16 protein-coding genes and 1 pseudogene are annotated in these 22,450 nt (G+C 72.8%); 11 read left to right on the forward strand and 6 right to left on the reverse strand.

Features of this window, described 5'->3' with window-relative positions:
* Window positions 1-86: 86 nt before the first annotated feature.
* Window positions 87-1,529 carry a DNA repair protein RadA gene (gene radA / locus ACIGXO_RS17765; RefSeq protein WP_399787023.1) on the reverse strand — a complete coding sequence of 481 codons (1,443 nt, stop codon included), beginning with the start codon at window positions 1,527-1,529 and terminating at the stop codon, window positions 87-89.
* 302 nt (window positions 1,530-1,831) lie between these two features.
* Here radA and ACIGXO_RS17770 point away from each other — a divergent pair, with 302 nt between their 5' ends.
* Window positions 1,832-3,586: an RNA polymerase sigma factor gene (locus ACIGXO_RS17770; protein WP_399787026.1), complete on the forward strand. Its 1,755-nt coding sequence runs from the start codon at window positions 1,832-1,834 to the stop codon at window positions 3,584-3,586.
* Between the two features lie 63 nt (window positions 3,587-3,649).
* Here the strand turns inward: ACIGXO_RS17770 and ACIGXO_RS17775 are convergent, their stop codons facing one another.
* Window positions 3,650-4,531, reverse strand: coding sequence for a hypothetical protein (locus ACIGXO_RS17775; RefSeq protein ID WP_399787029.1), 882 nt, complete (start codon window positions 4,529-4,531; stop codon window positions 3,650-3,652).
* A gap of 45 nt (window positions 4,532-4,576) precedes the next feature.
* On the opposite strand from ACIGXO_RS17775, the gene ACIGXO_RS17780 reads away from it, so the two are divergent.
* The 4 genes from ACIGXO_RS17780 to ilvD all read left to right on the forward strand — a co-directional run bounded on the left by ACIGXO_RS17780 (window position 4,577) and on the right by ilvD (window position 9,167).
* Window positions 4,577-5,503 (forward strand): Ppx/GppA family phosphatase, encoded by a 927-nt coding sequence (locus ACIGXO_RS17780; protein ID WP_399787032.1) that lies wholly within the window; start codon window positions 4,577-4,579, stop codon window positions 5,501-5,503.
* Between the two features lie 173 nt (window positions 5,504-5,676).
* Window positions 5,677-6,501: a sugar phosphate isomerase/epimerase gene (locus tag ACIGXO_RS17785; RefSeq protein ID WP_211266484.1), complete on the forward strand. Its 825-nt coding sequence runs from the start codon at window positions 5,677-5,679 to the stop codon at window positions 6,499-6,501.
* Window positions 6,498-7,130: a TetR family transcriptional regulator gene (locus ACIGXO_RS17790; protein WP_399787035.1), complete on the forward strand. Its 633-nt coding sequence runs from the start codon at window positions 6,498-6,500 to the stop codon at window positions 7,128-7,130. Before ACIGXO_RS17785 ends, ACIGXO_RS17790 begins: the two co-directional genes overlap by 4 nt.
* 186 nt (window positions 7,131-7,316) lie before the next feature.
* Complete coding sequence (gene ilvD, locus ACIGXO_RS17795; RefSeq protein WP_399787038.1) at window positions 7,317-9,167, forward strand: dihydroxy-acid dehydratase; 1,851 nt, start codon at window positions 7,317-7,319, stop codon at window positions 9,165-9,167.
* A 50-nt stretch (window positions 9,168-9,217) separates the two neighbouring features.
* Here the strand turns inward: ilvD and ACIGXO_RS17800 are convergent, their stop codons facing one another.
* Window positions 9,218-11,557, reverse strand: coding sequence for a protein kinase (locus tag ACIGXO_RS17800; protein ID WP_399787041.1), 2,340 nt, complete (start codon window positions 11,555-11,557; stop codon window positions 9,218-9,220).
* A gap of 149 nt (window positions 11,558-11,706) precedes the next feature.
* Between ACIGXO_RS17800 and ACIGXO_RS17805 the strand changes: the two genes are divergently transcribed.
* On the forward strand, window positions 11,707-12,018 hold the full coding sequence (locus ACIGXO_RS17805) for an SH3 domain-containing protein (protein WP_399787044.1): 312 nt from the start codon (window positions 11,707-11,709) through the stop codon (window positions 12,016-12,018).
* Window positions 12,019-12,092: 74 nt separating this feature from the next.
* Window positions 12,093-12,623 carry a hypothetical protein gene (locus tag ACIGXO_RS17810; protein WP_399787047.1) on the forward strand — a complete coding sequence of 177 codons (531 nt, stop codon included), beginning with the start codon at window positions 12,093-12,095 and terminating at the stop codon, window positions 12,621-12,623.
* Window positions 12,624-12,642: 19 nt separating this feature from the next.
* On the opposite strand, the gene ACIGXO_RS17815 is transcribed toward ACIGXO_RS17810, so the two are convergent.
* Together ACIGXO_RS17815 and ACIGXO_RS17820 are read right to left on the reverse strand one after the other, a co-directional pair.
* Window positions 12,643-14,067, reverse strand: coding sequence for a M1 family metallopeptidase (locus tag ACIGXO_RS17815; protein ID WP_399787050.1), 1,425 nt, complete (start codon window positions 14,065-14,067; stop codon window positions 12,643-12,645).
* Between the two features lie 167 nt (window positions 14,068-14,234).
* Complete coding sequence (locus tag ACIGXO_RS17820; protein WP_399787053.1) at window positions 14,235-15,902, reverse strand: SulP family inorganic anion transporter; 1,668 nt, start codon at window positions 15,900-15,902, stop codon at window positions 14,235-14,237.
* 1,026 nt (window positions 15,903-16,928) lie between these two features.
* Between ACIGXO_RS17820 and ACIGXO_RS17825 the strand changes: the two are divergent.
* From ACIGXO_RS17825 to proC, 4 genes and pseudogenes are all read left to right on the forward strand, one after another.
* Window positions 16,929-17,534: pseudogene (locus ACIGXO_RS17825) on the forward strand (ABC transporter ATP-binding protein); the annotation flags it as partial.
* A 261-nt stretch (window positions 17,535-17,795) separates the two neighbouring features.
* Entirely contained in the window at window positions 17,796-18,614 is an 819-nt protein-coding gene (locus ACIGXO_RS17830) for an ABC transporter permease (protein WP_399787137.1), read from the forward strand.
* A gap of 70 nt (window positions 18,615-18,684) precedes the next feature.
* On the forward strand, window positions 18,685-19,650 hold the full coding sequence (locus tag ACIGXO_RS17835) for a helix-turn-helix domain-containing protein (protein WP_399787056.1): 966 nt from the start codon (window positions 18,685-18,687) through the stop codon (window positions 19,648-19,650).
* A gap of 139 nt (window positions 19,651-19,789) precedes the next feature.
* On the forward strand, window positions 19,790-20,599 hold the full coding sequence (gene proC / locus ACIGXO_RS17840; RefSeq protein ID WP_399787059.1) for a pyrroline-5-carboxylate reductase: 810 nt from the start codon (window positions 19,790-19,792) through the stop codon (window positions 20,597-20,599).
* Window positions 20,600-20,641: 42 nt separating this feature from the next.
* Here proC and trpS read toward each other — a convergent pair whose 3' ends face one another.
* A complete protein-coding gene (gene trpS, locus ACIGXO_RS17845; protein ID WP_399787062.1) occupies window positions 20,642-21,640 on the reverse strand; it encodes a tryptophan--tRNA ligase in 999 nt (332 codons plus the stop codon).
* Between the last annotated feature and the right edge of the window lie 810 nt (window positions 21,641-22,450).

The following is a 22,450-nucleotide window of genomic DNA, read 5'->3' on the forward strand; positions in this document are numbered from 1 at the left end:
GCAAAGTCTACCGGCGACGCGCCGTTTACCTAGGGGAGTCCTGCGCGGGCGGCGCGGGGCGGCACAACGGAGGCAGCCTCCGGGGCTCAGTGGCCGCTCAGCGGCGACCCGGACGTCTCTTCGACGGGCGCCTCCTTCCGCGCGGATTCACGGCGCGGGCGGCGGGGGAGCACGCGCAGCGCCTCGCCGACGTCCGCGACCTCCAGGACCCGCATCCCGGCCGGAATCTTGCCCGGATCGGTCGGCACCAGCGCGTGCGTGAAGCCCAGCCGCGCCGCTTCGGAGAGCCGGCGCTGCACGCCCGTGACCCGGCGGACCTCGCCGGCGAGCCCGACCTCGCCGATGGCGACGAGATTCTTCGGCAGGGGCGTGTCGGAGGCGGCGCTGGCGAGGGCGAGCGCCACGGCGAGGTCGGCGGCCGGCTCGGAGAGCTTCACGCCGCCGACCGTCGCGCTGTAGATGTCCCGCTTGCCGAGGGCCGAGATCCGGCCGCGCTGCTCCAGTACGGCCAGCATCATCGAGACCCGGGAGGTCTCCAGGCCGGAGGTGGTCCGCCGCGGGGAGGGGATCTGGGAGTCCACCGTGAGCGCCTGGACCTCGGCGACCAGCGGGCGGCGGCCCTCCAGGGTGACGGTCAGGCAGGTGCCCGGAACGGGCTCGTCGCGGCGGGTCAGGAAGAGGCCCGAGGGGTCGGCGAGGCCCGTGATCCCCTCGTCGTGCAGCTCGAAGCAGCCGACCTCGTCCGTCGCGCCGTACCGGTTCTTCACGCCCCGTACGAGGCGGAGGCGGGCGTGCCGGTCGCCCTCGAAGCTGAGCACGACGTCGACGAGGTGCTCCAGGAGGCGGGGACCCGCGATGTTCCCGTCCTTGGTGACGTGGCCCACCAGGATGGTGGACATGCCGCGCTCCTTGGACGCGCGGATGAGCGCCCCGGCGACCTCCCGGACCTGGGCCATGCCGCCGGGCGCGCCGTCGATCTCCGGCGAGGCGATGGTCTGGACGGAGTCCAGGACCAGCAGCGAGGGCTTGACCGAGTCCAGATGGCCGAGGACCGCGGAGAGGTCGGTCTCGGCGGCGAGGTACAGATGGTCGTCGAGGGCGCCGATGCGGTCGGCGCGCAGCCGCACCTGGCTCGCGGACTCCTCGCCCGTGACGTACAGCGTGCGGTGGTCGTCGCTGGCGGCCTTCGCCGCGACGTCCAGCAGCAGGGTGGACTTGCCGACGCCGGGCTCGCCGGCGAGCAGCACGACGGCGCCGGGCACGAGGCCGCCGCCCAGCACGCGGTCCAGCTCGGCCACGCCCGTCGAGCGGGCCGTGGCCTGCCGGCCGTCGACCTGGCCGATCGGCAGCGCGGCGGTCGTGACCCGGCCCGGCGCGGTCGTCCGCACGGCCGGGCTGCCGCCGGCCTCCTCGACCGTGCCCCACGCCTGGCACTCGGGGCAGCGGCCGAGCCACTTCGCGGTGGTCCAGCCGCACTCCGTGCAGCGGTACGACGGGCGGTCCTTCGCCGGGGATTTACGGGTTGCCATGGGAGCCACCGTAGCCGTGGGGACTGACAACGCGGCCGGGCGGCGGGCGGCGGACGCGTTCCGGCGGCCGGCGGGCCCGTTCCGGCGGACCGGGGGCCCGTACCCGGGGCGCGTTCCCGGGGCGCGTTCCCGGGGCGCGGGACGGGAGAGGCGTGACGGGCAGTCGGGGCGGCAGGTACGCGTGTGAGGGAGGGGCAGGATCGGACTCCTGTCCCCTTTTGAGGGAGATCGTCACCCGAAAGAATTAAAACCGGCCGAGCGCCCCTGACCGGTCCGTGCCATCTGTCTACCGTCGCCGGGTGATGAGCAGCAGGCCCGGACACCCCACGCACACCACCACCGCCCCGCCCCCCGTCGGCCGGGCGGAGCGGGCACAGCGGGCGGGCCGTGGCGGCCGGACCGCCGGGCCCGACCGCCACGACCCGTCCCCCGAGCGCTACGAGCCCTATATCGACGGGCTGTTCACGTACTGCCTCTCCGTCCTGTGCGAGCACGACGCGGCGACCGAGGTGCTCGGCGAGGTGCTCGCGCTCGCCGAGCGGCAGCACGGGCGCCGCCCGTCCGACCCCGGCCTGTACCGCCCCTGGCTGTACGCGCTGGCCCGCTGGGCCTGCCTGCGCCGGCTCGCCGACCCCGGTGCGCCCCAGGGGCCCGCGGTCGCCGAGGAGTCCGACCGGCGGCGCGAACTGTCCGCGCTGGCCTGGCCGGAGGCCGCCGGTGCCACGCCCGAACAGCGCGAGGCCCTGGAGCTGTCCGTCCGGCACGGGCTGGGCTCCCGGGAGCTGGCCGCCGTCCTGGGCATGGAGCCGGTCGCGGCCCGCGCGCTGCTGTCCACCGCCGCCTGCGAGGTGGAGCGCACCCGCGCGGCGCTCGCCGTGGCCGAGACCGGCCGCTGCCCCGAGGTGGCGCGGCCGGCCGGGGACGGCCGGATGCTGCTGAGCACCGCCCTGCTCCGAGAGCTGGTGCGGCACGTCGACGGCTGCGAGGAGTGCCGCCGTACGGCCGAGCGGGCCACGGCGGACGGGCCCTGGCCCGGCACGGAGCCGGTGGCGCAAGGTCCGCTCCCGCTGGTCACCGCGCCGCGCGCGGCGGCCCGCGTGGCGATGCGGGCGGCGCTGCGGTCGCGCACGGGGCGGGCGGTGGAGCCGCCGGAGAAGGGGACGCAGGGGCGCGCCAAACGGGCGGGCGGCGTAAACGGTTCTGCACCCCGGTACGACCGCAGCGGGTTCCCGCTCGGGCCCAAGGACCGGGCGGCCCGCAACGCCCGGCTGCGCAGCCGGGCGCTCACCACGACCGTGGTGGCCACCGTGGTCGCGGCGCCCGTGCTCGCGCTCTGGGCGGCGTACCGGGGCGCGCCGCTGACCGGCGAGACCGACGGCACGGCCGTCACGGCGGGCGACAGCGAGGGGGACCGGATCGGCGGCCGCCCGTACGAGAAGGCCGGCAGCGCGCAGATGACGCCCGATCCGCGGATGCGGGCCGGTACGCACACTCCGGACGTCTCGGTGGAGGTGATCGGGGCGCGGGGCGAGCGGCAGCGGGAGGCCGGTCCGAGTCCTTCGCGGTCCCGCTCCGGGCCGGGGCGGCTGACCGTCGCGGCGCAGCCGAGCGGCGACCTCACGGTCATCACGCTGGCCGCGTCCGGCGGGACGGCGGTGCGGTGGGCGGCGCACACCGGGGCGCCGTGGCTGCAGTTCAGTACGACCTCGGGCGTGCTGCAGCCGGGCGAGACGACGACGATCAAGGTGTACGTCGACCATGACCGGGAGCCGGCCGGGTACTGGCGGGCGCGGGTCTCCGTGGAGCCGGCGGGTGCGGTGATCACGATCGAGGGCCGCGGCGCGACGCGTCCGGCGCCGGGCGGGCCCCGCCCCACACCGTCGGCTCCGCCGAACTCGCCGACACCTACGCCGACGCCGTCGCCTTCCGACCCGTCGCCGTCCGATCCGCCCCCGAGCGACCCGGCGCCGTCCCCGACGCCGACGCAGTCCGACCCGCCACCGAGCGACCCGGCACCGTCGCCGTCCCCGTCGGACACGTCCAGCCCGTCGGGCTGAGCCCCGGGGGCGCTGCCCCCGGGCCCCCGGTCCTCAAGCGCCGGACGGGCTGGGGTGGGGTCCTCAATCGCCGGACGGGCTTGCCTTTTCCCGTACCACCGGCATCGGCAGCAGCACCGGGTCCGCCGGGTGCGGGGCCGTCGGGCGCTCCGTCGCGAGGCGTTCCTCGCACAGTTCCGCCAGGCGGTCGTAGCCCTCCTTGCCCATCAGCTCGATGAGCTCGGGCGCGTACGACTCGTACACCGGCTTCGAGGCGCCGTGCGCCGACGTCGCGGACGTGCACCACCAGTTCAGGTCGTGGCCGCCGGGGCCCCAGCCGCGGCGGTCGTACTCGCCGATGGTGATCTGGAGCACGCGGGTGTCGTCGGGTCGGTCGATCCAGTCGTACGTGCGGCGGACCGGGAGCTGCCAGCAGACGTCCGGCTTGGTCTCCAGCGGCTCGCGGCCCTCCTGGAGGGCCAGGATGTGCAGGGAGCAGCCGGCGCCGCCGGGGAAGCCGGGGCGGTTCTGGAAGATGCAGGAGCCCTTCCAGCGGCGCGTCTGGCGCTCGCCGTCGTCCTCGTCCTCCTCGACCCAGCCGGTCGTGGTGCCCACGTCATGGAACTGCCAGAGGTCGGGAGTCAGCCGGGCCACGTGTTCCGCGACGCGCTGCTCGTCCTCCTCGTCGGAGAAGTGCGCGCCGAGCGTGCAGCAGCCGTCGTCGGCGCGGCCCGCCTCGATGCCCTGGCAGCCGTTCCCGAAGACGCACGTCCAGCGGGAGGTGAGCCAGGTCAGGTCGCACCGGAAGATCTGCTCGTCGTCGGCCGGGTCCGGGAACGTGACCCAGGCGCGGGCGAAGTCGAGGCCGACCTCGTCGGTCACCTCGTCGGACGCCGCCCCGCGCGCTTGTTGCTTTTCCATCTTTTTGCGGGCCTTTTCCAGCTTCGCCTTTTTCGTCTTCGCCACCTCCCCAGCGTAAAGGCGCGACATGGCCGCAGTAGCTTTCTGGGTATGAGACTCGGTGTCCTCGATGTGGGTTCGAATACGGTCCACCTGCTGGTGGTGGACGCGCACCCCGGCGCACGCCCGCTGCCCGCCTACTCCCACAAGGCGGAGCTGAAGCTGGCCGAACTCCTCGATGAGGACGGAAACGTCGCAGGTCCGGGCGTCGACCGGCTCATCGCGACGATCCGCGAGGCGATGCAGGTCGCGGAGGACAAGGGCGTCGAGGACGTGCTGCCGTTCGCCACCTCGGCGATACGGGAGGCGCCCAACGGCGAGGACGTGCTGGCCCGCGTCGCCGAGGAGACCGGCGTCACCCTGCGTGTCCTGTCCGGGGAGGACGAGGCGCGGCTCACCTTCCTCGCGGCCCGCCGCTGGTTCGGCTGGTCCGCCGGGCGGCTGCTGCTCCTGGACATCGGCGGCGGCTCGCTGGAGATCGCGTACGGCCTGGACGAGGACCCGGACGCGGCGGTCTCGCTGCCGCTCGGGGCCGGCCGGCTGACCAACTCCGACCTGCCCGGCGACCCGCCGGACCCGGAGGACGTACGGGCGCTGCGCCGCCGCGTGCGGGCCGATGTCGCGCGGGTGGTGAGCGACTTCACACGCTTCGGCACGCCGGACCACGTGGTGGGCACGTCCAAGACCTTCAAGCAGCTGGCCAGGCTGTCCGGCGCGGCCCGCTCGGCGGAGGGGCTGTACGTGCAGCGCGGGCTGAGCCGGAAGTCGCTGGAGGAGTGGGTGCCGCGGCTGGCCACGATGACGGCGGCGGAACGCGCCGAACTGCCCGGGGTCTCCGAAGGGCGCGCCCGCCAGCTGCTGGCCGGCGCGCTCGTCGCGGAGGCGGCGATGGACCTCTTCGGGGTGGACGAACTGGAAATCTGCCCGTGGGCCCTGCGCGAGGGCGTCATCCTGCGCCGCCTGGACCACCTGCCGTAGCGGCGGAAAACAAGCCCGTCCGGCGATTGAGGACGAGCCCGAAGGGCGATCCAGGGGCGCGGGGAACTGCGCGATCAGCCACGACGGCGCCGCGGTCGCCCACGGTGGGACAGGGGCACCCCCATTGGCGGCCCATTGCCCCGCGCACAGCGCGGCCCCGTACCCTGTCCCTCGTGACGGAGCCAGTGGTGCGCATCCCGGATGCGAAGGTCGCCCTGTCCACGGCGTCGGTGTATCCGGAGTCGACCGCGACGGCCTTCGAGATCGCCGCGCGCCTGGGGTACGACGGCATCGAGGTCATGGTCTGGACCGATCCGGTCAGCCAGGACATCGAAGCGCTGCGCCGGCTGTCCGACTATCACGGCGTGCCGGTGCTGGCCATTCACGCGCCGTGTCTGCTGATCACGCAGCGCGTGTGGTCCACCGACCCGTGGACCAAGCTCCAGCGCGCCCGCAACGCCGCCGAGAAGCTCGGCGCCTCCACAGTCGTGGTGCATCCGCCGTTCCGGTGGCAGCGCAACTACGCCCGGGACTTCGTGCGCGGCATCTGGCGCATGGAGGGCGAGACGGACGTGAAGTTCGCCGTCGAGAACATGTACCCCTGGCGGTACCGCGACCGCGAGATGCTGGCGTACGCGCCGGACTGGGACCCCACCAAGGACGACTACCGGCACTTCACGGTCGACCTCTCGCACACCTCGACCGCCCGGAGTGACGCGCTGCACATGGTGGACCGGATGGGCGACCGGCTCGCCCATATCCACCTCGCCGACGGCAACGGCTCCAACAAGGACGAGCACCTGGTCCCGGGGCGCGGCAAGCAGCCGTGCGCCGAGCTGCTGGAGCGGCTGGCCGCCACCGGCTACGACGGGCACATCGTCATCGAGGTCAACACCCGCCGCGCGATGTCCGCCGCCGAACGCGAGGCCGACCTCGCCGAGGCCCTCGCCTTCACGCGCCTGCACCTGGCCTCGCCGAACCGGGTGTACGGGTCGTGAGCGCGCCCGGGACGGGCGCTTCCGGGCCGGCACCGCGCCGGCGCGGCCGTCCGGCGCGTACGGAGGCCCCGGCCGGCCCCGGCGCGCGGGAGCGGATTCTCGCCGCGGCCCGCACGGAATTCGCCGAGCGCGGCTACGACAAGGCGTCCATCCGCGGCATCGCGCGGACGGCAGGGGTCGACCCGGCGCTGGTGCACCACTACTTCGGCACGAAGGAGCAGGTCTTCGGCGCGGCCATCGAGGTCACCTTCGAGCCCGCGCTGCACCTCCCCGACCTGCTGGCGCACGGCGCCGACGGCATCGGCGAGCGGTTCGCGCGGTACTTCCTCGGCATCTGGGAGAACCCCGCGACCCGCGCCCCGCTGATCGCCGTGATCCGCTCCGCGATGACCCACGAGACCGCGGCGAAGGTGCTGCGCGGCTTCGTGCTGCGGCGGATGCTGGAGCGGGTGGCGGCGGAACTGGCGGTGCCGGAGCCGCGCCTCCGGGCCGAGCTGGCCGCCTCCCAGCTGGTCGGTATCGCGATGCTGCGGTACGTCGTCCAGGTCGAGCCGCTGGCCTCGGCCGATCCCGAGGACATCGTCCGGATGGTCGCGCCGACGCTGCAGCGGTACCTCGCGGAGGCGTGAGCGGGAGCCGGGCGGGACGTGCGCGGAGGCGTGAGCGCGCGCGTCCGTAGTGCGGGCAGATGTCTCATATTCTGGCGGCGCTGTCCAGATCTTGGATCGGCAGCGTAACCTCGGGATCAGGTGATACGTGGTGCGGAATGTCTCCGCAGCCGCGTGCCGCAGACGAACCCCAAGGGAGTGACCATCGTGCCTGAGCTGAGGTCCCGCACCGTTACCCACGGCCGCAACATGGCGGGCGCCCGTGCCCTTATGCGGGCCTCGGGTGTAGCGAGCGAGGACATCGGCAAGCCGATCATCGCGGTCGCCAACTCCTTCACCGAGTTCGTGCCGGGCCACACGCACCTGCAGCCGGTCGGCCGGATCGTGAGCGAGGCCATCAAGGCGGCCGGGGCCGTCCCGCGCGAGTTCAACACGATCGCGGTGGACGACGGCATCGCGATGGGCCACGGCGGCATGCTGTACTCGCTGCCGTCCCGCGACCTGATCGCCGACTCGGTCGAGTACATGGTCGAGGCGCACTGCGCGGACGCGCTGATCTGCATCTCCAACTGCGACAAGATCACCCCGGGCATGCTGAACGCCGCCCTGCGGCTCAACATCCCGACGGTCTTCGTCTCCGGCGGCCCGATGGAGTCCGGCCGGGCGACCCTCGTGGACGGTACGGTCCGCACCCTCGACCTGGTCGACGCGATGTCCGAGGCGGTCAACGAGAAGATCTCCGACGCGGACATGCTCCGCATCGAGGAGAACGCCTGCCCGACCTGCGGCTCCTGCTCCGGCATGTTCACCGCCAACTCGATGAACTGCCTGACCGAGGCCATCGGCCTCTCGCTGCCCGGCAACGGCTCGACGCTGGCGACCCACACCGCCCGTAAGGCGCTGTACGAGAACGCCGGCCGTACGGTCGTGGAGATCGCCAAGCGCTACTACGAGGGCGGCGACGAGTCGGTCCTGCCGCGCAACATCGCCACGTTCGACGCCTTCGAGAACGCCATGGCCCTCGACATCGCCATGGGCGGCTCGACCAACACGATCCTGCACCTGCTCGCCGCCGCCCAGGAGGCGGAGGTCCCCTTCGGCCTGGAGGCGATCGACGCCGTCTCGCGCCGCGTCCCGTGCCTGGCCAAGGTCGCGCCGAACGTGGCGAAGGACCGCACGTACTACATGGAGGACGTGCACCGCGCCGGCGGCATCCCCGCCCTCCTCGGCGAGCTGCACCGCGCCGGACTGCTCAACGAGAACGTCAACTCCGTGCACAGCCCGTCGCTGGCCGACTGGCTCAAGACCTGGGACGTGCGCGGCGGTTCGCCCTCCCAGGAGGCCATCGAGCTGTGGCACGCGGCCCCCGGCTGCGTCCGCTCCGCCGAGGCGTTCTCCCAGTCCGAGCGCTGGGCGGCGCTGGACGAGGACGCCGAGGGCGGCTGCATCCGCTCGGTCGAGCACGCGTACTCCAAGGACGGCGGGCTCGCGGTCCTGAAGGGCAACCTGGCGGTCGACGGCTGCGTCGTGAAGACTGCGGGCGTCGACGAGTCCATCTGGACGTTCGAGGGCCCGGCCGTGGTCTGCGAGTCCCAGGAAGAGGCCGTCGAGAAGATCCTGATGAAGCAGGTCAAGGAGGGCGACGTCGTCGTCATCCGCTACGAGGGCCCCAAGGGCGGCCCCGGCATGCAGGAGATGCTCTACCCGACCTCGTACCTGAAGGGCCGGGGCCTGGGGAAGACCTGCGCGCTGATCACCGACGGCCGCTTCTCCGGCGGTACGTCCGGCCTCTCCATCGGCCACGCCTCGCCCGAGGCGGCCGGCGGCGGCACCATCGCGCTGGTCGAGGACGGTGACCGGATCCGTATCGACATCCCGGGCCGGTCGATCGAGCTGCTGGTCGGCGACGAGGAGCTGGCCGCCCGCCGCGCGGCGCTGGGCGGCGTGTACGCGCCGAAGAACCGCGAGCGCAAGGTCTCGCAGGCGCTCCGCGCCTACGCGGCCATGGCCACCAGCGCCGACAAGGGCGCGGTCCGGGACATCAGCAAGCTCGGCTGACCCCGGCCCCGCACCGAAGAGGACTCCGCAGCGAAGAGGACCCCGGACCGCTACCAGCGGCCGGGGTCTTCCGCGTCCACGCCGAAGACCGTGCCGTCCGGTGCCGACCCGAAGACCCGGTCCCCGGCCGGGCCCACCACCGGCGCCGGCACCGTCTCCAGGAAGCCGCCGCGCCCCGTCGCCAGCCGCGGCTGCGTCTGCCCCAGCATCGCCCCGCGCCGGGTGTCCACGGCCAGCAGCCGCCCGTCGGCCGCGCTGAAGTACAGCCGGTCGCCGTCCACCACCGGCTGCGAGCCGCGGCTGACCGAGGTCTCCACCGACCACGTCCGCGCGCCGACGGCCTGCAGCGTGCCCCCGTAGGCGAGCAGGTAGACCGTGTCGCCCCGCACCGCGGCGAGCGCGTCGTCCAGCGGCGCCGCCAGCCGGTACGTACGGACCGCGCGGCTGCCGGGGTCGTACCGCACCACCGCCTCGGTACGGGAGTCCAGCGCCGCCGAGGTCAGGAAGAGCGCGCCGCCGCTGCCGGTCCCGGCCGGAGTGAGCGTCCCGGGCAGCCGCCGCTCCCACCGGACCGTGCCGTGCGCGAGGCCGACCGCGGTGACGAGGGTGCGGCCGCCGTCCTGCGCGGTGACCGTGTACGCGGTGCCGGTGTCCGCCCCGTACGCGTGGAAGCGGGGCAGCGCGTGCCCCGGGAAGGAGTGGCGCCACCGCTGCTCGTGCGTCCGGCTGTCCAGCGCCGTGACGGTGCCGTCCGGGGCCGTGAGCAGGACCGCGTCGCCCACGACGGCGACCTGCCCGTGGTACGCGGAGACGTCCTTGGTCCAGCGCCGGGCGCCCTTGCCGTCCGCCGCCGGATCGAAGGCGTCCAGCCGCCGGCCGTCGGGGGACAGGGCGTACAGCAGGCCGCCGGAGAGCACGGGCGCGGCGGGCGGCAGGTCGGTGTCGGAGGCGGGCCCCGCGGGCAGCCGCCATTTCACGGCGCCGTGCTCCGGGTCCAGGCGCGCGGCCCGTACGCCGCGCTGGGCACAGAAGAGCGCGGTAGCGGACGCGGCGCCCTTCGGGACGGCGCGCGGCGTGACGGAGCAGAACGGCATCTCCGCCGGGTGCCCGGCGGAACGTTCGAGCAGGGCGGTGCGCCAGGGGTGGAAGGGCTCCGCCGCTTCCGTACGGCCGACCTGCCGCACCGGACCGTCCTCCGGGAGGAGCGCCCGTACGCCCAGGAAGCCGCCCCCGCCGACGACGACGGCCGCGACCGCCGCCCAGACCGGCCAGCGGCGCGGACGGCGGGGCGCTGACTCGGCACCGTCCGGAAGCGCGGCCGGTGCCGCGGGCGGCCTGGCCCGCACATGCGTGGGCACGGCCTCGGCCGGTCCGCGCTGGGGCGGTATGTGCGGCGCGGGCGCGTCCCATGCCTGTGGCGCGTCCCCCGTCCGCGCTTCGGGCGCGTCGAGGGTCGAGTCGGGCTCCAGGAGCGACGGCTCCGTCACGGGCGCGTGCCCCGTGGCGGGCGCCGCGAGCGCGGCCGCCGCCGGCGCGTACAGCGGCTCCAGATACAGCTCCGTCGGGAGGTCGACGCGGAGGCGGGCCATCAGCTGGCTCGGCGTCGGGCGGTCCGCCGGGTCCTTCGCCAGGCAGCTGCGCAGCAGCGGCGCCAGCTCCTCCGGCACGCCCGCGAGATCCGCCTCGTCATGGACGACCTGGTACGCGACGAGGTACGGGCTCTCCGAATCAAAAGGGCCGCTGCCGGTCGCCGCGTGCACCAGTACCGAACCCAGCGCGAACACATCCGCCGCCGGGCCGACTTCCCGCGGCCGCTGGAACTGTTCGGGCGCCATGAAAGGCGGCGTCCCGATCAATTTGCCGGTTTCCGTCCGCATTTCGCTGTCGGACGGTCGCGAAATGCCGAAATCGATGACTTTCGGGCCGTCCGCCGCCAGCAGGACATTGCTCGGCTTCAGATCGCGGTGCACCACGCCGGCGCGGTGGATGTCGCGCAGCGCTTCCGCCAGCCCGGCACCCAGTTTCCGTACCTCGTCCAGCGGCAGCGGACCGTTCCGTTTCACATGCGCGGAAAGCGTGGGCCCGGGAATGTAGAGCGTCGCCATCCAGGGCCGCTCACTGTCGGGATCGGCGTCCACGACCGGCGCGGTGAAAGCCCCGCTCACCCGCCGCGCGGCCGCCACTTCCTGCCGGAACCGGCCCCGGAACTCCGGGTCCTGGGCGAATTCCGCGTGCACGACCTTCACCGCGAGCCGCAGCCCGGACGCCGAACGCGCCAGGTGCACCACGCCCATACCGCCCGAACCGAGCGGCATTTCCAGTCGGTAGTTCCCCGCGTATTCCGGATGTTCCGCTTCCGGTCCGGCGCCGGAACTCCGCAGCGGCGGCATCTCCCCACCCCCGTGTATTCGGCCGCGCAATCGGCCGCAGATGCGACGTTCGGAGCCTAGTGGATGCCCGGCGGAGGCCGGTTACGGCCCGGGTACGGCTTGCTAGCCTGAGCCCCGTATTCACACGACATTTCACGGGGGAGTGCGTCATGAGCACGCAGGAGAACACGGCCGACAGCGCGGCCGGAGCGGCCGGCACCGTCGCGGCCTACCGCAGCTATCCCGTCGCGCCGGGCTACCGCCTCAACGTCCGCAGCGGCCCGAGCACCGGCGCCGCGATCGTCCGCACGCTCCCGGCCGGCTCCTCGGTGCCGATCCGCTGCCAGCGCCACGGCGAGCGGGTCAGCGGCCCGTACGGCAGCAGCGACATCTGGGACTGCATCGGCAGCGGCGAGTACGTCTCGGACACCTACGTGCAGACCGGGAGCGACGGCTTCGTCGCCCAGCGCTGCGCGAGCTGACCGCCGGAGGGGCGCGAGCCGGCCGCCGGACGGGGCGCGGGCCCGCCCGAGGGGCAGCCGGGGATAATCGAGGCATGAGCGAGGAGCACAAGCGCCCGGCCGCCGAGCCGGCCGGGCCCGAGCCGGTCGCCATCCGGTTCTTCGGCACGACCTGGGTCCACCACGACGGCGGCTACGCGCTGCGCCGCGCGGGCGTGGCCCTCGGCGCGCTCGTGCTCGCCGCGCTCGGCGCCTTCGTGCTGCGCTTCGCCTTCGAGGGCCTGGCCGTCGCCGAGGTCGGCTCGCTGGTGAACGTCCTGATCGTGGTCTGCTTCGCGGTGTGCAGCGCGCTCGCCTTCCGCCGCACGTGGGACGGGTTCGTCCGGCGCCGCGAACCGGCCGCCGACCGCGCCGCCGAGAAGGCCGAGAAGTCCGCGCAGAGCCTGATGATGATCGGTTTCATCGGCTCGCTGCTGGCCTACTTCTGCCGCGCGCTCATCGAGGCGCCCGGCGAGAAGCTGCACCGCGCGGAGTACGAAGCGGCCCGGGAACGCTTCGCCCGCCGCCGTACGGCCCGCACGGGCAACCCGGCGGCCCGCGGGAACAAGGGCAAGAAGCGCCGCTGACCAGGCCCCCGCGCCCGCGTCAGTACGTCCGGCCCGGCTTTCCCTCCCCGTACAGCCAGGCGTCGAACAGCCCCGTCAGGTCCTTGTGCGCGCGCTGCTCGCAGAAGGCGATGAACTCCTTTGATCCGGCGTTGCCGTGCCGGTGGGCGGCGGGCCACTCCTTCAGGATGCGGAAGAATGTCCGGTCGCCGACCGCGTTCCGCAGCTGCTGGAGGACCATCGCGCCGCGCTCGTACACCGGCGTGTCCATCACGTTCTCGGCCTTGCCCGGGCGGCCGGGCGGGAAGTCCCACAGCGCGTCGCCGGCCGGCAGCCGGTAGTGCGCGTCGAACTGCCGCTGCGGTGACTTGCCGCCGTGCTCCTCGGCCCACAGCCACTCCGCGTACGTCGCGAAGCCCTCGTTGAGCCAGATGTCCTGCCAGGTCTTCGGCGTCACCGAGTCGCCGAACCACTGGTGCGCCATCTCGTGCACCACGGTCACCTCGTCCGGCGCCCCGGAGTAGATCGGCTTGGTCTGCGTCTCCAGGGCGTAGTCGATGCTCCGGGGCGGGTGGTCGACGATGGCCCCGGCGGAGGAGAAGGGGTACCGGCCGAAGAGCTTGCTCTCCCAGCTCACGATCTCCGGCAGGCGCGCGAGCGGCCGGGCGCTCTTCGCCGCCTCCTTCGGGTCCACGGCCACGTACAGCGGCACGCCCTCCTCCGTACGGCCGGTGCGCACGCGGAACTTCCCGATGGTGGCGGTGGCCAGGTAGGACGCCATCGGCTCCCCGCTGTGCCAGCGGAAGGTCCGCGCGGCGCCGTCCTTCGCCGCCGCGCTCTTCTTCAACTCGCCGTTGGCGACGGCGGTGTAGCCCTTGGGGACGGTGACCGCGATGTCGTACGTGGCCTTGTCGCTCGGGTGGTGATTGCCGGGGAACCAGGTCTGCGATCCGGCCGGCTCGCCCACGACGAACGCCCCGTCCGCCGTGCGCACCCAGCCCTCCTTCGACCCGTCGGGGTCGGCGAAGTCCGTCGGGTGCCCCTCGTACGCGACCGTCGTACGGAACGTACGCCCCTTCGGCAGCGCGCTCGCCGGCCGCACCCGCAGCTTGTCGCCCCGCCGGGAGAACTCCGCCCGCTCGCCGTTCACCTGAACGCCCGTCACCTTCAGGCCGTGCAGGTCGAGGGAGAAGGAGGCCAGCCGCTGCCGTGCCGTCGCGGTGAGGCGGGCCGTGGCGTCCAGGCTGCCGTGCCGGACGTCGTAGTCCAGGCCGAGCGCGTAATGGCGTACGTCGTAACCGCCGTTGCCGAGGGCGGGGAAGAGCGGGTCGCCGAGCGTGTCCCGGCCGTCCACGGCCGAGGTGCCGGCGGGGCCGGCCGCGAGGTCGTGGGTGCAGGCGGACAGCAGAAGGGCCACGGACAGGGCGGCGGTCGCGCCGCAGGCGCGCAGGGGCCGGCGTTTCACGGGGAGTCCTGGGGGGTGTGGGGGACAGGAAACAGGAGAGGTTGCGCTGACCTTATGAGGTCCTACGGATTCCTGTATCCCCCCGGCGGCGGGAAGCTCTTCCGCCACCAGGAGGACGTCCCAGGACAAGGGCCCTGCTTCGCGGGCCCTGCTTCAGCGGTGGCGGGTCAGGAGACGGCCCCGCGCACCGGCATGTGGTCGATGCTCACACCGGCCGGTTCGGTGAGCTCGCGGCGACGCTGCTCGGCCCAGCCGAGGAGCGCCGCCTCGCAGGCGTGGTCGAGGTGGCGCAGGCCCGAGAGGTCCAGCTGGATCTCCCGGTCGGCGGGCAGTGCCTCCAGCTGGTCGAGGAGGCGCGGCAGCCGCAGGAAGGTGGCGTTGCCGACGGCCCGTACGCGGACGGGCTCCGCCGCCTTGGCGGTCGCGGGCTCGGCCTCGTCCAGGGTGGCGGTCGGCGCGGAGCCGTGCACCGACTTGGCCACCACGACGCTGTGGGGTTCGCGTACGTGGCCGCCGGTGCCGCCGTCGCCGGAGACCTCCAGGTGCACGTGCGAGGTCTCCCAGGCGGTCTTCGCGACCGCCATGAGCAGACCGATCAGTACGCCTTCGAACATGTTGGTGACCACGATGGCGATGGCGGTCGTCGCGAGCACGATGGCCTCGCCACGGTGTTCGCGCCACAGCGGACGGATCTCCTTCAGCGGCATCAGCTTCCAGCCCGCGTGCACCAGGACACCGGCCAGCGCCGCCACCGGGATGACGCCCAGCGCGGCCGGGAAGGCCGCCGCGAACACCAGCAGCCAGACACCGTGCAGGATGCGGGAGAGCTTGGTCTTCGCGCCGGCCGACACATTGGCGGAGCTGCGCACGATGACCGCGGTCATCGGCAGCGCGCCGAGCACACCGCAGACGGCGTTGCCCGCGCCCTGGGCCATCAGCTCCTTGTCGTAGTCCGTCTTCGGCCCGTCGTGCAGCCGGTCCACGGCCGCCGCGCTGAACAGCGACTCGGCGGACGCGATGAGCGTGAAGGCGAGCACCGTACCGATGACGCCGAACTCCGCGACGCGCGAGAAGTCGTCGGCGCCCGGCGGCTGGATGGCGCCCAGCAGGCCCTGTACCTCGACGCGGGCGACCGGCAGATCGAACGCGAAGACCGCGAGCGTGGCGAGGGCCACCGCGGCGAGCGGCGCGGGCAGCACCCGCGCTGCCTTCTTCCAGCGGGGCCACAGGACGAGCACGGTGATCGTGCCGACGCCGATCGCGAGCGCGGCCAGCGCCGAGTTCGAGCCGACCGTGTCGATGAACAGGTCGGGCAGCCCGCCCAGGTTGGCGAGGCCGCTGCCGGGCGCCTTCGCGTCCGCGAGGGCGTACACCTGACCCGCGATCAGCACCAGTCCGATGCCGGCGAGCATGCCCTGCACCACCGCGACGGAGATCGCGCGGAACCACCGGCCGAGCTTGAGCGCGCCCATGGCCAGCTGGAGCAGGCCGGCGACGAGGACGAGGATGCCGAGCGCGCCGACGCCGTACTGCTGCACGGCTTCGTAGACGAGCACGGTCAGGCCCGCGGCCGGGCCGCTGACCTGGAGGCTGCTGCCGGGCAGGAGGCCGGTGAGCAGGCCGCCCACGATGCCGGTGACCAGGCCGAGCTCGGCGGGTACACCGGAGGCCACGGCGACGCCGACGCAGAGCGGTACGGCGACGAGGAAGACGACGAGCGAGGCGGTGAAGTCCGCGCGGAAGGTGCCGCGGGGGGTCTTGGCGGAGCCCGGCGGCGCGGCGGCGCCCGGGGGACCGAGACGGGAGTTGACGATCCGTTCGACGAAACTGCGCATGAGGATGCCTCCAGCTGGTGCCCGCGGGCAGCGCGTACTGCCGGCGGGAGCTGTTGCGGATGGATGGCTGGATCCGTACGAGCGGGCGTGGGTGAGCCGGTTGGCGGCCGGTACCGGTACTGGTCGGCTACTGGTCGGGGGCCCGGGTCCGGTGCCGGTCAGCAGCGCGTGCTGGTCAGCATCCGGTGCCGGGGCCGGTCAGGAGCCGGTTCCGGTCAGCCGTTTCGTGGCGGGGTACGCCCGTGTTGCGGTGCGCGGGCAGGGGGGAAGCCCGTTCTGACATCCCTCAGCAGCGGAAAACACAGAGAGTGAGGGGTATTTGACCGGTTCTCTGCAGTGATTTGGCGTGCGCGCGGGTGAGCGGAACGGTCGGCTCGTGTTCGTCCGCCGGTGCGGTGCGGCAGCACACGCACAGGGCGCGCGGATCGGGAGGAGTGGGCGGCCCGGCAGAGATGCGGGCGGCCCGGCGGAGATGAGCGGTCTCGGGACCGACCTCGCCCTCGCTCCCGCCCTTCGTGGCGGTGTGCTTGGGCTCGGCGGCAGGGGTGGCGGGCGCGGCCGGTGTACCGGGTATGGACCCGTCGTCCGCGGGTGCGGTCGCCCGTGTCCCGCTGCCGCTCTGCGCGGGCTCGGCGAAGGCGAAGCCGGCCGTGGTCAGCAGGGCCAGCAGGGCGGCAATGAGAATGGCCAGGGCAGGGCGTATCGCGGTACCCGGCTTCCCCATCGTCGCCTCCTCCGGCGCCCGTGGACAGTCAATTCCATTGTGTCCAAAGACGACTGCCTCAGAGCAAGTCGGCGTGTAACCGTCAGGTTAACGCGGTGTTATCAGACCGGAACGATCTTCTCCGCGCGCTCCGGCGGCCGCCGGGAGCACGCCCGGAACCACCGCACGCCGGACCCGCCGAACGCTCAGCGACCCCGCCTCGTGACACAACGTGCACACCTTTACCGAACGTTGACCTCCCCTGGCAGGTTCCCGGGAGGGGGGGCTTGACGCCTGGTTCCGGACGGACGCATATTCAACACATGGTGAATTATGCGTCCGGCGCGACCGGTGAGACCGGCAGGACGAGCGGGGCCACCGAGGCCGGAAAAGCCGGCGCTCCGGCCCTCCCCGCTGTACGCGCCCGCGGGCTCTCGGTGGTCCGCGGCGGCCGGACCGTCCTGGACGCGCTCGCCTTCGACGTCCCGCGCGGCCAGGTCACCGGCCTCCTCGGCCCCTCCGGCAGCGGCAAGACCACGCTCATGCGCGCCATCGCCGGCACCCAGGCACACGTCACCGGCACGCTCGACGTCCTCGGCCGGCCCGCCGGCGAGGCGTCGCTGCGCCCCCGGATCGGTTACGTGACCCAGTCCCCGTCCGTGTACGACGACCTCACCGTCCGGCAGAACCTCACGTACTTCGCCGAGATCCTGCACCCCGGACGGACCGCCCGCGCGGCGCGCCGGGCGGCCGTCGACCGCGCCATCGACGACGTGGACCTGGCCTCGCACGCCGACGTACTCGCCGGGAACCTCTCCGGCGGCCAGCGCAGCCGCGTCTCCCTCGCGGTGGCCCTCCTCGGCGACCCGGAACTGCTGGTACTGGACGAGCCGACCGTCGGCCTCGACCCCGTACTCCGCCGCGACCTCTGGAACCTCTTCCACACCCTGGCCACCGACCGCGGCGTGACGCTCCTCGTCTCCTCCCACGTCATGGACGAGGCCGAACGCTGCGACCGCCTCCTCCTGATGCGCGAGGGCGCCATCCTGGCGGACGGCACCCCGTCCGAACTGACCGCCCGCACGCAGACTCCGACGGTCGAGGAGGCTTTCCTACGGCTCGTCGACGCCGCCGCCGCTGTGGGCAGCCATGCCGCCGCTGTGGGCAATCGTGCCGCTGGGGCGGCACGGGTGGGCACAGCGGCACCCACGCGGCGGGACGCCGATCCCGCGCACCCGCACCCCGCCGACCCGGCCACCCGCCCCCGCCACGCGTCGGCGCCCCGCACCGCGGCAACCACCACCCGCGTCCTACGCCAACTCCACCACGACCCCCGCACCATCGCCCTCATGCTCATCGTCCCGTGCGCGATGATCGCCCTGCTCCGCTACGTCTTCGACGGCAACCCCCGCACGTTCGACGCCACCGGCGCCTCCCTCCTCGGCATCTTCCCGATGATCACGATGTTCCTGGTGACCTCCATCGCCACCCTGCGCGAACGCACCTCGGGCACGCTCGAACGCCTCCTCGCCATGCCGCTCGGCAAGACCGACCTGATCGCCGGTTACGCCCTCGCCTTCGGCCTGCTCGCCGTCGTCCAGTCCGCGCTCGCCACCGCCCTGTCCGTATGGCTGCTGGGCCTGGACGTCACCGGCTCCCCCTGGCTCCTGCTCCTGGTGGCCGTCCTGGACGCCCTCCTCGGTACCGCCCTCGGCCTCTTCGTCTCGGCCTTCGCCGCCTCCGAATTCCAGGCCGTCCAATTCATGCCGGCGGTCCTTATGCCGCAGATCCTGCTCTGCGGCCTCTTCACTCCGCGCGACGAAATGCAGCCGGTACTCTTCGGCCTTTCCGACGCCCTCCCGATGTCGTACGCGGTCGACGCCATGAATGAAGTACTCCGCCATTCCGACCTCACCACGGCTTTCCTCCGCGACACCGCGATCGTCGCCGGCTGCGCCCTCCTGGTGCTCTCCCTGGGCGCCGCCACCCTCCGCCGCCGCACCCGCTGACCCAGCGAAAGCAACAGAACCCACAACAGGACCATTGGCCGACCGCCATCCCCCGGGCAATATGACGCCCATGGGGAATGGGGAGGGCTCAGCGCCGTACGAGGCACAGGACACGGCCGAGTTCATCGAAGCGATGCGGCGCCTGAAGGAACGGTCTGGCCTGACCTACCGCCAGCTGCAGGAGAAGGCCGCGGGCCAGGGCGAACCCCTGCCGCGCAGCACCCTGGCCAACGCGCTGTCCGGCCGTTCGCTGCCCCGCCCCGAACTGCTGGCCGCCTTCGTCCGGGCCTGCGGGGAAGGCGACCAGGCCGCGGAGTGGACCAGGGCCCGCGCCCTGCTCGCCGAGCGCTCCCGTACCGGCACGCCACACCCACCGACACCGCCGTCTCCACCGGACTCCTCGTCCCCGAGACCCGGCCGCCGCACCACGTGGCGCACAGCACGACGCTCCCCCGCCCTCCTGACCCTCGCGGCCCTGCTGACCGCCGCCGCCATCGCCACCGTCTGGATACTGGCCTCCCCCGACCGGGCACCGGTCACCGCCGCCCCGCACCTCCCCACCGGCCCGGTACTCCTCCACCCCCTGAGCGCACCGGACCTGTGCCTGACCGACGGGCACGTCCCGGACGGCCGGTACGGCTCCCTCGTGGCCGTGCAGCGCCCGTGCGGCGAGGTGGCCCCGCAGCGGACCAGGCTGATCCCGGCGGGCGGCGGGCTGTACCGGATCGAATGGTTCCGCCCCGACCAGGGCAAGGGCTGCCTGGCGGCGCGCTTCGAAGGCCCGGCCGCCGGCCTGCTGGAACCCCAGAACGACTGCGGCACCGCCACCCGTCTCCACATAGAGCGCGCGCCGAACCACGGCAGCAGCATCTACACCTTCCGCGCGGAAGCCACCCACCGCTGCCTGGCCATCAAGGCCACCACCCCCGAATCCGCGAAAGCCGCCGCGCCAGGCACCGAAGCCGTACTCACCCCCTGCACCACCCGCCTGAACCAGCTCTTCCGCATCACCGCGGCCCCCTCTGCGCCCCAGTAACCACGGCCCTCACCGGCCCCACCCCCGGCCGGGCACTCGCCCACAACGTGGAACGCCCCCGCACGCCCGCCCCACCCGATGCGACGATGACCGTACGGACAAGGCCCAGGCCCGGCGCAGCGTAGAGGTGAACCGCACCATGACCCAGAAGGTCGCAGTACTCGGTACCGGAAAGATCGGCGAAGCCCTCCTCAGCGGCATGATCCGCGGCGGCTGGGCCCCGTCCGACCTCCTGGTCACCGCCCGCCGCCCCGAGCGCGCCGCCCAGCTCCGCGAGAAGTACGGCGTCGAGACCGTCAGCAACGCGGAGGCCGCCAAGGCCGCCGACACGCTCATCCTCACGGTCAAGCCGCAGGACATGGGCACGCTGCTGGACGAGCTCGCCCCGCACGTGCCCGCCGACAGCCTTGTCATCAGCGCCGCCGCCGGCATCCCCACCTCCTTCTTCGAGGAGCGCCTGGCCCCGAACACCGCCGTCGTACGGGTCATGCCGAACACCCCCGCCCTCGTCGACGAAGGCATGTCCGTCATCTCCGCCGGCACCCACGCCACCGCCGAACACCTCGCCCACGCCGAGGAGATCTTCGGCCGCGTCGGCAAGACGCTGCGCGTCCCCGAGAGCCAGCAGGACGCCTGCACCGCGCTCTCCGGCTCCGGTCCGGCCTACTTCTACTTCCTCGTCGAGGCCATGACCGACGCCGGCATCCTCCTCGGCCTGCCCCGCGACAAGGCGCACGACCTGATCGTCCAGGCCGCCATCGGCGCCGCCGTGATGCTCCGCGACAGCGGTGAGCACCCGGTCAAGCTGCGCGAGAACGTCACCTCGCCGGCCGGCACCACCATCAACGCCATCCGCGAGCTGGAGAACCACGGCGTACGCGCCGCCCTCATCGCGGCCCTGGAAGCGGCCCGCGACCGCAGCCGCGAACTCGCCTCCGGCAACGGCTGACGCTCCTGGGGGCGGTCGTACGACCGCCCCCACGCCGCCGCGCTACCCCAGCAGCCCCACCGCCCGATAAGCGGCATCCACCCGCGGCCGAGCCATCGTTCGCGCCCGCTCCGCCCCGGCCCGCAGCACCCCGTCCACATACGACGGATCCGCCGCGAGCTCCCCATGCCGCTCCTGCACCGGCCGCAGCATCTCGACCACGGCCTCAGCCGTGTCCTTCTTCAACGCTCCGTACGAGTCGTACTCCTCCGCCAGCCCCCGCGGATCGCGCCCCGTACACGCGGCGAGCACATCCAGCAGATTCGCGACCCCCGGCCGCTCCGCACGGTCGTACACGACGTCGCTCGCCGCATCCGTGACCGCCCGCATCACCTTCTTCCGCACGACCTCCGGCTCGTCGAGCAGGTAAACGATCCCGGCCGTCCGCGCGTGCGACTTCCCCATCTTCGACATCGGATCCTGCAGATCCATCACCCGGGCCGCGACCTTCGGGTTCGTCGCCCGCGGCACTACGAAGGTGTGCCCGTACCGCTGGTTGAACCGCACCGCCAGATCCCGCGTCAGCTCCACATGCTGCGTCTGGTCCTCACCCACCGGCACCTCATCCGTCCCGTAGGCCAGGATGTCCGCCGCCATCAGCGCCGGATACGTCAGCAGCGACAGCCGTACGCTCCCGCCCCGCTCGCGCTCCCGCGCGGCCTTCTCCTTGTACTGGATCATGCGCCGCATCTCGCCGTCCGTGGCCGTGCACTCCATCAGATACGCCAGCCGCGTGTGCTCGTCCACATGGCTCTGCACGAAGAGCGTGCACGTCTCCGGATCCAGCCCGGTGGCCATCAGCAGCGTCGCCGCCTGCCGCGTGAGCCGCCGCACCCGCGCCGGATCGTGGTCCACGGTCAGCGCGTGCAGGTCCACCACGCAGAACAGCGCGTCCGCCCGGTACTGGTCCTCCTGTGCCCACTGCCGCATCGCGCCCAGGTAATTGCCCAGGGTCAGATGCCCGGTCGGCTTCACACCACTGAAGATCCGCTGCTGCGCCATCTCCGCCTGTCTCCCTTACGTATGTACGTGGAGACCGCCGCACTCACCGGCCGGCCGGCTGCGGATGGGAGATACGCGAACGGCCGCCGGAGGCGGCGGCCGTGGTCATGCATGCGCTGTGGTCGGCCGCCGTCAGGCGGGCCACCACTGCTGTACGAGCTGTACGCGCCGTACGGGCGCATGCGAAGTCATGGCCCTCACGGTACGCCGCGAACCGGGCCCAGGCACGGGTTTGAACGAAGTCGGGGGCTCGTGTAGTGTCCTCCGAGTTGCCGCGGAGACAGCGTCTCCACGGCAGCCACTCACGCCGCACCGGCGGCAACCCACTACTGCACGGCCTTCCCTCGGGAACAATTTCGGCATGCCGAAATTCGGACCGCGGACTCGATTATGAGTCGCCAGGGGAAACCGCTAAAGTAGTGGACACGCCGGAAACGCGACAGAGAAATCTGCCGCTAACGCGGCGGGCCCCGCCGACGGGGACCGGAAACAAATTCGGACCGCGCTTCGCAAGAAGCGGGAACGAATGAGGATCTGGTAAAGTCGGAGCCGCTGAAAGGGAAAGCCCGAAAGGGCCGGACCGGAAAGCAACCCCGCTCCAACAGGGGGCCGGATCACCGAAAAGGATCTGGTAAGGTTGGAACCGCGAAGAAGCTGAAAGGCCGAAACGCACCGGCGAAAATCAGGCCCGCAAGGATCTGATAGAGTCGGAAACGCAAGACCGAAGGGAAGCGCCCGGAGGAAAGCCTGAGAGAGTCTCTCGGGTGAGTACAAAGGAAGCGTCCGTTCCTTGAGAACTCAACAGCGTGC

The sequence above is a fragment of the Streptomyces sp. NPDC053542 genome, from assembly GCF_044544685.1.
Taxonomy (GTDB): Bacteria; Actinomycetota; Actinomycetes; order Streptomycetales; family Streptomycetaceae; genus Streptomyces.

Excerpts from the sequence above, each read along its gene's own strand:
- ACIGXO_RS17780 (WP_399787032.1), top strand. The coding sequence starts at position 4,577 with ATGAGACTCGGTGTCCTCGATGTGGGTTCGAATACGGTCCACCTGCTG.
- ACIGXO_RS17800 (WP_399787041.1), bottom strand. The coding sequence starts at position 11,557 with ATGCCGCCGCTGCGGAGTTCCGGCGCCGGACCGGAAGCGGAACATCCG.
- ACIGXO_RS17805 (WP_399787044.1), top strand. The coding sequence starts at position 11,707 with ATGAGCACGCAGGAGAACACGGCCGACAGCGCGGCCGGAGCGGCCGGC.
- radA (WP_399787023.1), bottom strand. The coding sequence starts at position 1,529 with ATGGCAACCCGTAAATCCCCGGCGAAGGACCGCCCGTCGTACCGCTGC.
- trpS (WP_399787062.1), bottom strand. The coding sequence starts at position 21,640 with ATGGCGCAGCAGCGGATCTTCAGTGGTGTGAAGCCGACCGGGCATCTG.
- proC (WP_399787059.1), top strand. The coding sequence starts at position 19,790 with ATGACCCAGAAGGTCGCAGTACTCGGTACCGGAAAGATCGGCGAAGCC.
- ACIGXO_RS17820 (WP_399787053.1), bottom strand. The coding sequence starts at position 15,902 with ATGCGCAGTTTCGTCGAACGGATCGTCAACTCCCGTCTCGGTCCCCCG.
- ACIGXO_RS17835 (WP_399787056.1), top strand. The coding sequence starts at position 18,685 with ATGGGGAATGGGGAGGGCTCAGCGCCGTACGAGGCACAGGACACGGCC.
- ACIGXO_RS17770 (WP_399787026.1), top strand. The coding sequence starts at position 1,832 with ATGAGCAGCAGGCCCGGACACCCCACGCACACCACCACCGCCCCGCCC.
- ACIGXO_RS17810 (WP_399787047.1), top strand. The coding sequence starts at position 12,093 with ATGAGCGAGGAGCACAAGCGCCCGGCCGCCGAGCCGGCCGGGCCCGAG.